This window comes from Parafrankia sp. Ea1.12, assembly GCF_900465275.1.
Classification (GTDB): Bacteria; Actinomycetota; Actinomycetes; order Frankiales; family Frankiaceae; genus Parafrankia; species Parafrankia soli.
The window spans coordinates 1-10,429 of record NZ_UBIZ01000098.1 but is presented as its reverse complement, the minus strand read 5'-3'; the positions used below and the strand labels follow the sequence as shown (position 1 = coordinate 10,429).

Annotated in this window: 7 protein-coding genes and 1 pseudogene; 6 read left to right on the top strand and 2 right to left on the bottom strand. The window is 73.2% G+C overall.

All coding sequences use genetic code 11. The features are described from left to right. On the bottom strand, window positions 1–1,846 hold a 1,846-nt coding region (locus tag FMEAI12_RS02125), incomplete at its 3' end, for an AfsR/SARP family transcriptional regulator (protein WP_200835153.1). Window positions 1,847–2,133: 287 nt separating this feature from the next. Here FMEAI12_RS02125 and FMEAI12_RS02120 point away from each other — a divergent pair. The 6 genes and pseudogenes from FMEAI12_RS02120 (at window position 2,134) to FMEAI12_RS02090 (ending at window position 7,775) form a co-directional block, all read left to right on the top strand. Further along, complete coding sequence (locus tag FMEAI12_RS02120) at window positions 2,134–2,949, top strand: hypothetical protein (protein WP_071063920.1); 816 nt, start codon at window positions 2,134–2,136, stop codon at window positions 2,947–2,949. A 261-nt stretch (window positions 2,950–3,210) separates the two neighbouring features. Further along, the gene (locus tag FMEAI12_RS02115; protein WP_041256512.1) at window positions 3,211–3,639 is read left to right on the top strand and encodes an SAV_6107 family HEPN domain-containing protein; all 429 of its coding nucleotides are present in this window, start codon (window positions 3,211–3,213) and stop codon (window positions 3,637–3,639) included. Window positions 3,640–3,727: 88 nt separating this feature from the next. Continuing rightward, a pseudogene (locus tag FMEAI12_RS02110) lies at window positions 3,728–4,030 on the top strand (IS607 family transposase); the annotation flags it as partial. Then, complete coding sequence (tnpB, locus tag FMEAI12_RS02105) at window positions 4,027–5,355, top strand: IS607 family element RNA-guided endonuclease TnpB (RefSeq protein WP_112104789.1); 1,329 nt, start codon at window positions 4,027–4,029, stop codon at window positions 5,353–5,355. The pseudogene FMEAI12_RS02110 and the gene tnpB, both read left to right, overlap by 4 nt. A 476-nt stretch (window positions 5,356–5,831) precedes the next feature. Further along, window positions 5,832–7,094, top strand: a complete 1,263-nt coding sequence (dinB, locus tag FMEAI12_RS02095; protein WP_112104787.1) for a DNA polymerase IV — start codon at window positions 5,832–5,834, stop codon at window positions 7,092–7,094. A 258-nt stretch (window positions 7,095–7,352) separates the two neighbouring features. After that, window positions 7,353–7,775 (top strand): DUF3040 domain-containing protein, encoded by a 423-nt coding sequence (locus tag FMEAI12_RS02090; protein WP_020462585.1) that lies wholly within the window; start codon window positions 7,353–7,355, stop codon window positions 7,773–7,775. A gap of 134 nt (window positions 7,776–7,909) precedes the next feature. On the opposite strand, the gene FMEAI12_RS02085 is transcribed toward FMEAI12_RS02090, so the two are convergent. Further along, window positions 7,910–10,387, bottom strand: a complete 2,478-nt coding sequence (locus tag FMEAI12_RS02085) for a transglutaminaseTgpA domain-containing protein (protein WP_112104786.1) — start codon at window positions 10,385–10,387, stop codon at window positions 7,910–7,912. Window positions 10,388–10,429: the final 42 nt, after the last annotated feature.

The window sequence follows — 10,429 nt, the reverse complement described above, 5'->3', positions numbered from 1 at the left end:
GGCCCGGGGGGACGGTGGGGTGGGCCGCGCCGGCGGACGCCTCGTTCTTCTCCCGGGCGAAGACCCGGAGCAGGTCGTGGAACCGGTACCGCTCGGTGCCGGCCCGGTCGACACCGCGGCGTTCGAGCAGTTGGGCGTCGACGAGGCGGTCCACGACGTCCTCGGCCTCGTCCAGGCCGACGTCCAGGACGGCGGCGGCGGCCCACGGGGCGAAGTCGGCCAGCTCGGGCAGCGCCAGCAGGCGGAACGCCCGCTGCTCGTCGGCGGGGCGGCCCTCGTAGCTGAGCCCGAAGCTGGCGCGGACCTCGAGGTCGCCCGCCTCCAGCCAGGACAGCCTGTCCCGCTCGTTGGCCAGCCGGGAGGCCAGCCGCGTCAGCCGCCAGTGCGGGTGGGCGGCCAGCTTGCGCCCCGCGATCTGGATGGCGAGCGGCAGGTACCCGCACAGCCCCACGATGTCGCGTGCCGCCTCCGGCTCCGCGCTCACCCGCCGCTCGTCGACCACCTTGGAGAGCAGCTCCACGGCGTCGCCGGGGTGCAGGACGTCGACCATCCAGTAGGAGGGGGTCAGCCCGTGCATCCGCGAGCGGCTGGTGACGATGACCACGCTGCCGGGGCTGGTCGGGAGCAGCGGGCGGATCTGCGCCTCGTTCGCCGCGTTGTCCAGCAGGATCAGCACCCGGCGGTTGACCAGCAGCGACCGGTACACCTCGACCAGATGGTCGGGGTCGGAGGGAACCGCGGCCCGGCTTACCCCCATCGCCTGGACGAAGCGGCCCAGCACGCGGTGCGGGTCGAGCGGTTCGCTGGTGCCGCGCAGGTCCACGTACAGGGCGTCGGCGAACTGGGCGCGGACGCGGTGGGCCACATACACCGCGAGCGCGGTCTTCCCCGCCCCGGCCTTGCCGGCGATCGCGGCGACGACCGTCCCCTTCGCGCCCGCCACCGGGTCGGTGAGGGTGGCCAGGATCTGGTTCCGGATCGTGTCGCGGCCGGTGAACTCCTCGATGTCGGGCGGGAGCTGGTAGACGCCCTGCCCGGTGGGCGGCGCCGACACCGGCCGGCCCAGCGCACGTGGCGGCGTCCAGGCCAGGCCCGGATCGGCGCGCAGGACGTCCTCCTGGAGCCGTTGCAGCAGCGGGGATTCCAGACCGAGATCGTGGAGTGCCTCAAGGCCTTCCCGGCAGGCCCGGGCGGCGTCCTCGGTGCGTCCGTCGCGGTAGAACGCGAGAACAAGCTCCCGGCGCAGCCCGTCGTCGTGCGGATGTCTCGTGACGAGCATCCGCAGATCACCGATGACCTCGCGGTGTCGGCCCAGCGACAGATCGGCTGAGATTCGCGTCTTCTGGATGTCAAGGTGAAGCTCTGTCAGTTTTTCGACGTAGCCCGTTGCGAAGGGATAGTCGACGAGATCGACCAACGGTTGGCCGCGCCAGAGCGCCTGCGCCTCCTGCAACGGCGCGATGGCGCTGACCGGGTCGCCGTCCTCGATGGCGCGCCGGCCCTGCTCCAACAGCCGCCGGGCGCGTTCGGCGTCGATCTGCGCCGGCCCCACATCGAGCAGATAACCGGCTCCCCGGCGGATGAGCACCTGGGCTGAGCTGGGGCTCTCCAGCCGGCGGCGCAGCTCGCTGACGTGCGTCCGCAGGGTGGCGAGTGCCCTTTCCGGGGCTGGTTCGCTCCAGATCACCTCGATCAGGCGCTGGGTGGACAGCACCTGCCCGGCCTCGAGCAGCAGCGCCGCGAGCAGCACCTTTCGCTGGGTGCCGCCGAGCACGACGGGAACACCGCCCGCGGTGACCTCCAACGGCCCCAGGACGGCGAACTGGAGCCGGTCCGGATCGGGCATCTGGTCCTCTCGGGAGAATGCGGTCGCCGGTGTGGTGCACCGGCGGTGTTCGTCCTTCTGATTCTGCCTTTCCCGCGGCGGGCCGTGGCGGACACCGGGACAACCGCGGAATCGTCGCGCGTGCGATTCGACGCTTTCAACTCCGGGTCAACGGCAGTCGTGATCGGGTGTGTACCGGTTGTTGATCGGTCCGGGGTGCACTCGTTGTCGAGAGCCATACCGGGCCGCCGCGCATTTCGGCGGGGGGTGTTCGGGGTCCCGCGGTGGCTGGAGGGAGGGTGTCGATCATGTCGATCTTCGAGTTCTCGGGCATCGGAGCGGTGACGGGTGCGTCCCGCGGCGGAGCGGACGAGGCACCGGATCACCGCCGCCGTGACGGCGGCGCGCGGCGGGCGGCCGCGGACCGGGCTGACGTGAGCCGGGTGGAGGCGGGCCGGGCGGGTGCCGAGGGGGCCGGCGCGGGCCGCCGCGGGGTGGCGCCCGGCCTTGCCGCGCGGCTCGACGGCCTGCTGCCGCTGGAGGTGGGCTACGACTTCGTGTCGGGCACCCGCAACCAGGTGTGGGTGCGCGGTGACCGGGCGGCCGTCCTCGAGAGGTGGCATCGGGACGGCGGGGTGGAGCTCATGGTCGCCGACCGCCCGTTCCGGCTGGAGTCGGACCTCGACGGCGTGGGGGTGCGGGTGGTCGATCCGGTGGCGCGGCTGCCGCTCGCCGCGTTCCGGCCCCGGCCGCGGGGCGGCCTGGTCGACCTCGCGGACGGCTCCACGCTGCGCTGGCTGCGCCCGCGCCGCCGGGCCGCCGGGTACGTCTTCGAACGCGGATTCGTCGGCTGGCGGAACGCCAACATCGTCCGGTTCGCGCACGACGGGGTCGCGATCGTGCTGGTTGACCCGTCCGACCTGACGCGCCATCGCCCGCCGGTGGCCCGCCCGGACTTCGGCGCCGCGACGGTGGCCGACCCACGCCGGGGCTGGGTGCCCGAGGTCACGGTGCTCGTGCTGCTCGGCTGGTTCCTCCTGCTGCTGGAGGACGACCCGGTGCCTCCGGCGCCCGCCTACCCCGATCTCGACCCGTCCGCGTGGCGCGCCACGCCGGCGGGTTGACGGCCGGCCGGCCCGGGATTACTTTCGAACATGCGTTCGATGTCGGGGTGGCCCGGCATCACGTGATCTGGCATCACGTGATCCAGCATCACGCGGTTCGGCATCGGAGAGGTGATCCCAGTGGGTGCGGTTCGGCGAAGCACTGTCAGTGGGTTCGGAGTGGCCGGCGACCAGAGCGCGGTGGGCCGCCAGGGCACGGTGAGCCGTCACGACGGTTCCGGTCCGCGCGGGCCGGTCCCCGGGCAGCTTCCGGGCCGGACGATGCTCCCCGCCTCGGGGCTCCCGCGGCGCTCCCGGGACGAGCTCCTCACCTCGGCCCGGCGCGGGCTGGCCGAGGCGGCCTTCACCCGCCCGGCGGCTGAGCGTTACGCGTTGGCGCATCTCGCCGCCCTGCGGGCCGCGGCCGCCGTTCTCGCTGCCCGCGCGCAGCCCCGCCCGGGTCGTCGGGGCCGCCCGGTGAGCGCGTGGCGGCTGCTCGCGCTGGTGGCCCCCGAGCTCGAGGAGTGGTCGGCGTTCTTCGCCGCGGGTGCCGGGCGGCGGGCCGCGGCCGAGGCCGGGCTCGCCGTCGTGACGACCAGGGACGCCGACGACCTCGTCCGCCAGGTGGAGATCTTCCTCGGGCTCGTCGAGGCGGCGCTCGGCGTGCCCTCCCAGCCCTCGTTGGCGCAGGCCGCGTCCCCGTGGGGTTGAAAACTGTTGTCAGTTGAGTGCCAGTTAGCGCTGAGTGGCGCTGTGTGGTGGTGGTGTGAATCTCAAGGAGTGGGCGGCTGTGAACGGGGTCGGGTCGGCACTCGACGGCCCTCGGCGGGAGTTCCTCGCTCTGCTGCGTGACCCGGCGGTGACGACGATCGTCGTCGAGCATCGTGACGGGTTCGCCTGGTTCGGCGCCGACTCTGTCGAGGCGGCGCTTGCCGCGTCAGGTCGCAGACTCGTCGTCGTCGACCCGGCCGACCAGGTCGACGATCTTGTCCGGGACATGACGGAGATCCTGACGTCGATGTGTGCCCGGCTCTATGGCCGCCGGACCGCCGCGGACCGGGCCGCCCGCGCGGTGGCCGCCGCTACCGCGGACGTGCCGTGAAGGTTCTCCAGGCGTACCGGTTCGCGCTCGACCCGAACGACGCCCAGCTCGCGGATCTCCGTAGACATGCCGGGGCGGCCCGGTTTGCCTACAACTGGGGTCTGGCTCGGGTGAAGGCCGCGCTCGAACAGCGAGACGCCGAGAAGTCGTATGGCCTGACCGGGGACCTGCTCACCCCGGTGCCGTGGACGCTGCCCGCGTTGCGGCGTGCGTGGAACGCGGCGAAGAACGAGGCCGCCCCGTGGTGGTCGGCGTGCTCGAAGGAGGCGTACTCGTCCGGACTGGACCAGCTCGCCCGCGGGTTGAAGAACTTCACTGATTCCCGCACGGGGAAGCGGAAGGGGAAGCGGGTCGGTTTCCCCCGGTTCAAGAAGCGGGGCAGGGCCCGCGACTCGTTCCGGTACACGACCGGCGCCTACGGCCCGGCCAGCGACCTACAGGTGAAGCTGCCCCGCCTGGGCCGGGTCAAGGTCCACGAGGCGATGGGTGCGCTCACCGGCCGGTTGGCGGCCGGGTCCGCCCGGCTGCTCGGTGCGACCGTGTCGCGCACGGCGGGCCGCTGGTTCGTGGCGTTCACCGTCGAGATCGATCGTGAGATCCCCCAGAACCCGTCGGCCCGCCAACGTGCGGGCGGCGCGGTCGGTGTCGACGCGGGAGTGAAGCACCTCGCTGTCCTGTCGACCGGTGAGCAGGTCGACAACCCCAGGCCACTCACCCGCTCGCTGCGCAGGCTGCGCACCGCGTCCCGGGCCTATGCCCGCTCGAAGCCGGGCAGTGCCGGGCGCCGCCGGCGCGCCGCCGCACTGGGCCGCCTGCACGCCCACGTCGCCAACCAGCGGCGCGACGGGCTCCACAAGCTCACCACCCGGTTGGCGACCAAGCACGCCACTGTCATCGTCGAGGATCTGCATGTCGCCGGGATGGTCCGTAACCGCCGGCTCGCTCGCGCGGTCTCGGACACCGGCATGGCCGAGATCCGGCGTCAACTCACCTACAAGACCGTCTGGTACGGCTCGCGGCTCCACGTCGCGGACCGCTGGTATCCGTCCTCGAAGACCTGTTCCGGCTGTGGCTGGCGAAACCCAAGCCCCACCCTGTCGGACCGTACCTTCGCCTGCCAGTCCTGCGGGCTGGTGATCGACCGCGACCTGAACGCCGCGGTCAACCTGCGTCACCTCGTCGCCGCCAGTACGTCGGAGACGGAAAACGCCCGTGGAGCCGACCGTAGGACCCAGCCTGCTGGGCGGGTGGCTGTGAAACGGGAACCCGGCACCGCGCGAGCGGGTCGGACCGGGGGTTCCTCACCGAGAGGCGAGGCGGCATGACCGGGCGCTACCAGGCGCTCACATGCAACGGCGGTGGCACTGATCGTGCGCGGCCGGCTGGAGAGCGCGGAAGGCGTGGTGAACATGATCGTCGAGAGCCCACTGCCGCGGTGGCGGTGGGTGGGCGCTCCAGGGACTTCCGATGACGCCCCACTGATGACGGCCCACTCTTGCGTCGAGACCTACGTTCGGTCACCATCGGTTACAGCTTGGGGTTTGATGATTACTGAGGGTGGTGGTTTTCGGTGGTGGTCGCTGGTGTGGACGAGCGGCGCGCCGGCCGGGCGGTGCCGAGGCCGCCCTTGGCGCGTTGGCGGCCCGTGGTGGGGCGGCGGCCGGCGGCGGGGCCGTCCGGGCGGGCGCGGCCGATGGAGAGAGGACGGAACACCTGGCTGGTACGGGTCGCCGGGCTCTCGGTGGGCAGCCTCGCCGTCGGCCTGGTCATCGGGTTCCTGCTGCCGCGCTGACGGCCCGCGGTGAAGCCCCCGCCGGAGCCCGCCCCACTGGAGCCCGGCGGGGCAGGGCCGTCCGACAGTCGGATCCTGCACGTCGACATGGACGCCTTCTACGCCTCGGTCGCGGTGCGGGACGCCCCCGAGCTGTGTGGCCGTCCAGTGATTGTGGGCGGGGGGAACCGGGGCGTGGTGCTCTCCGCGACCTACGAGGCTCGGGCCTTCGGGGTGCGCAGCGCCATGCCGATGGCGCGGGCCCGCGGGCTGTGCCCCACAGCGGTGGTCGTCCCCGCCGATCACGGCCGCTACCGCGAGGTCTCCCGCGCGATCATGGACGTCTTCCGGGACGTGACGCCGCTGGTCGCGCCGATCTCCCTGGACGAGGCGTTCCTCGACGTGGGCGGCGGGCGGCGGCTGTTCGGCACCCCGGTCGACATCGCGCGGGCCATCCGCGGCCGGATCGCGACCGAACAGGGCCTGACCTGCTCGGTGGGGGTGGCGCCGTCGATGTTCGTCGCGAAGATCGCCTCAGCCCGGTGCAAGCCGGACGGCCTGCTGGTGGTGCCCCCCGACGAGGTCCTCGCCTTCCTGCACCCACTGCCGACCGCGGCGCTGTGGGGGGTCGGGCCGCGGACGGAGCAGGCGCTGACCCGGTTGGGGATACGCACGATCGGCGACATCGCGCGCACGCCCGCCGACACGCTGCGGCGCGCCCTCGGAGCGGGCGCGGGCGGCCACCTGCACGCGCTCGCGCACGGGCGGGACGGCCGCCGCGTCGAGCCCGACGGCGTCGACGTGTCCGTCGGCGCCGAGGAGACCTTCTCCGCCGACCTGGCCGACCCCGAGCGGCTCGCCCGGGAGCTGCTCCGCCTCAGCGGGCGCGTCGCGGCCCGCCTGCGGGCCCGGGGCCAGGTCGCCCGCAACATCTCGATCAAGGTCCGGCATGCCGACTTCAGCACCGTCACGCGGGCTCGTACCCTCGCCGAGCCGACCGACGTCACCTGGGTGATCTACCGCACCGCGGGCGAGCTGTTCGACGAGCTCAGGGCCACATCCCGCCCGCTGGTGCGCCTGCTCGGGGTGCGGGCGGCCCGGCTGTCCGCCGCCGGGCGGACGAGCCACCAACTGGCGTTCGACGAGCGGCCGTCAGGCTGGGCCGAGGTCGACCGGGCCACCGACGGCGCCCGCCGGCGGTTCGGGGAGGAGTCCGTCCGGCCCGCGTCGCTGCTGCCCGACCGCCCGCCGCGCCCGGCTCCTCCCCGTGAGTGGGGGCCTGGCCGAGTGTGAATCCGGTGTCCTGGAAGGCTCGAACGCCCCTGGAACGGCCGCGGCCACGATCACCGAACGGCATGATCGTACGATGAGCATGGCATGAACCCCGCTGGCCCGGGCAGGAGCCCAGTACGCCGAATAGCTCTGGTCGGAGTGGGTTCGAACCGGCTTGGACACAGCATGACCTGTTGCCTACCGCCTCGGCCCCGCACATGCCTATTCTTGGGTGTCAGGTTCCGTCCGGCGGGCCTGAAGGTCGTGGGAGGAGCGTCGATGCCGCTCTCGGAGAACGAGCAGCGCCTACTGGAGCAGATCGAGCGCGCTCTCGTCGAGGACGATCCCAAGTTCGCGAGCACGGTCCGGTCGACGAACCCCAGGACCTACCTCCTGCGGCGCGTGCGGCGCAGCGGGGTCCTGTTCGCGCTCGGTCTCGTCGTCCTGGTCGTGGGTGTGGTCCTCAACCAGGTACCCCTCACCGTGATCCTGGGGATCCTGGGGTTCCTGATGATGCTCTTCGCGGCACTGCGGGGGGCGGCCGACCTGCGTCGGATCAGCGGCCGGGGCAATGACGTCGGTCGTCGCCCGCACGGGTCGAAATCCAGGCCCGGTTCCGGCGGCCGGTCGCGCCCGGCGCGGCAGTCGTTCATGGAACGGGTGGAGGAGCGGTGGCGCCGCCGCTGGGAGGACCGTCCCTGATCGGGACCGCTCCCGGAGCCCGGCCAGGCTGAGCCCGGCGGTGAGCCGATCTCAGCCTGGTGGCTCAGACGGGTTCTCGCTCGAGCCCGGTCTCGCTCGAGCCCGGTCTCGGTCGGGCTCGGGCTGGCGCGATCTCAGGCGGGCGGCTGCGGCGGGTGTGTCCGCCCGCCGGCGGAGGCACCGACCCCGGCCTCCTGGTCGTCGTCGGCGCCGTTGTCCGGCGGGTCATCGGCCCGGTGCCGGATGCGCCCGAGAACATCGCGCACCGGGATCTCCCGCGCCCGCTGCATCATCGACGGCGGGGCCACCGTCGCCATCGCGCGGCGGCCCCGGGGCGCGACCGACCACAGCACCCGGCGGGCCAGAGCCAGGTCGGCCAGGACGTCCACGCCCGGATCGGGCGCGGCCATCCCGGCGGGGGCGTAACGGGCCCGCTCCTGGGCCATTGCCATCCGGATCAGGGCCTGCCGGGCGGCGTCGACCTCCGCCGACCCGGCTTCGGGGCCGGCCTCGAGGTAGGCGATGAGCCGCTGCGCGCCCGAGCGCGGTGAGTCGCTCGTCCGCAGGTGGATGCCGAGGTCGGCGGCCACGTCGACCAACTCGGCCCAGGCCGCGTGCACGCGCGCGACTGCCTCGGCGTCCTGGCGGTCGGGGCCACCCGAGCCCATCCGGCGGCGCCGCAGCGCCACCCTGGACAGGGCCGGGATGCTGAGCAGGACCAGGATCCCGAGACCCAGCCCGACCCAGGGCAGCCAGGAGGGGGGGAAGGTGTCCTTGTGGGTGCCCGCGGCCTTGGCGTCGGCCTCGGCGGTCAGCTCCTCGGCCGCCCCGCCCTGGTCGTCGGGGACGGGCACCGCGCTCGGCGTCGGCTCGACGGCGACATCCCCGTTCCCCTGGGGGACTTCGGCCGGGTCCGGGCCGGTGGTCGGCTCGGTCGTCGACGGGGCGTAGTCCGGGGCCGGGGTCGCGCCGTCCGAGCGGCGGGTCGGCTCGAACGGGAGCCAGCCCAGGGTCGGGAACCAGACCTCGGGCCAGGCGTGTGCCTGCTTGTTGGTGATCACCCAGGTGCCGTCGGCAGCGCGGGTGCCGTGCGTGAAACCGATGGCCACCCGGGCGGGCAGCCCCAGCATCCGCACCAGGACGGTCATTGCGGACGCGAACTGTTCGCAGTACCCGCGCCGGCTCTCGAAGAGGAACTCGCTGAGCGCGCCGTCCTGGACGGTGGGTGCGCCGTTGAGGTCGTAGGTGAACTCCGAGCCGCGCAGGAAGTTCTGGATGGCGAGGACCCGGGCGTAGCCGGTGCTCGCGCCGGTGGTGATCTGGGCGAGCAGTGTCCGCAGCCGTGGGTCGACGTCCGGCGGCAGCTGAGTGACGACGTTCATCGACTCGGGCACCGGGCCGGTGGCGGCGGCGATCTGCTGCGCGGTGGGGTCGGGGACCGCCGCGCTGACGGTGTAGCGCAGCCCGGCGGTGGAGGTGCGGGTGGAGAAGACGGTGCCCGTCGGTTCGGCGAGGCGCCAGTCGCCGGCGAGCCCGTCGAAGTCGGTGGGAATGCCCGGCACGGGCAGGTAACGCTCGGCCATCTCGCCGGAGACCGCCACCGACGCGGTGGTCGAGATCGTGCGGACGCCCCGTTCCGGTCCGGGCAGGCCCTCGCTCACCCGGGCTTCCTTCGTCGCGTTCAGGGCCCGCAGGGTGAAGCGCTGGCCGTCGAAGTTCTCCAAAGCGGTGAGTCGCAGATACTGCGGATTGTCCGTGGTGACGCGCAGGAGCGGGATCTCGCGGTCGTCATGGAGCTGCTGGGAGAGCGAGACGATCGGCTGCACGACGCTCGCCGAGCTCGGGCCGTCGCCCGAGCGCCTGCCGCCGCCGTTGTCGATCACTCCGTGCCCGTCCAGGGAGGGCACCAGCAGTGGCACCGCCGCCGCGATCACCAGCGACCCGACGGCCACCCGGGCACCGAGTGATCCCAGTCCGTTGCGGATGACCCGGGGGGGCCGGTCACCGACCGGGTGGCCCCACCGGGTCACCATCCGGTTGCCGTCCAGCAGCATCAGCGCGACGAAGCCGACAGAGGCGAGGACGAAGGGAAGCGTGCCGACCCCGGCCGGCAGGACGGCGGCCGGCACGACGAACAGGCCGAGCAGCGGCAGGCCGGCCAGCGGGGGCCGGTCCACGACCACCACGATCAGGTCGACCGCCATGACGACCAGGTACACGGCGACGAAGACCAGGACCACCAGGCCGGGCCGTTCCGGCACCGGCACCGCGAGCTCGCCGATGTCGTGCTTGCCGGCCAGCGCCAGCTCGCGCAGCGCCGTCACGGTGGACGGCGTCGGGATCACGCCGAGCAGGGCGGTGTCCCGTGCGCTCACCCTGGTGAGGGTGGTGAGCAGGCCGATCAGGCTGAGGCAGATGCCGGTGGACGCCGGCAGCCGGAACAGGGCGCCGAGCAGCCGGCCCAGCACCGCGGTGCTCACGGCGACCGCCGTCGCGATCAGGACGGGGCCGAACCACCAGCCGAACCCGTCGAACAGCGGGGCCAGCGCGGCGCTGGCGAGTAGACAGGCCATCCCGCCCAGCGCGGCGGAGAACGGCCGTGGGGTCACCATCCGCGACCATTCGGTGGGGGGCCGCCTCCCGCGGTGGCGGGG

What these genes read in the sequence shown, in the direction of transcription:
- FMEAI12_RS02090 (WP_020462585.1), top strand. Translation starts at nt 7,353, where the DNA reads ATGCCGCTCTCGGAGAACGAGCAGCGCCTACTGGAGCAGATCGAGCGC.
- FMEAI12_RS02120 (WP_071063920.1), top strand. Translation starts at nt 2,134, where the DNA reads ATGTCGATCTTCGAGTTCTCGGGCATCGGAGCGGTGACGGGTGCGTCC.
- FMEAI12_RS02115 (WP_041256512.1), top strand. Translation starts at nt 3,211, where the DNA reads ATGCTCCCCGCCTCGGGGCTCCCGCGGCGCTCCCGGGACGAGCTCCTC.
- FMEAI12_RS02085 (WP_112104786.1), bottom strand. Translation starts at nt 10,387, where the DNA reads ATGGTGACCCCACGGCCGTTCTCCGCCGCGCTGGGCGGGATGGCCTGT.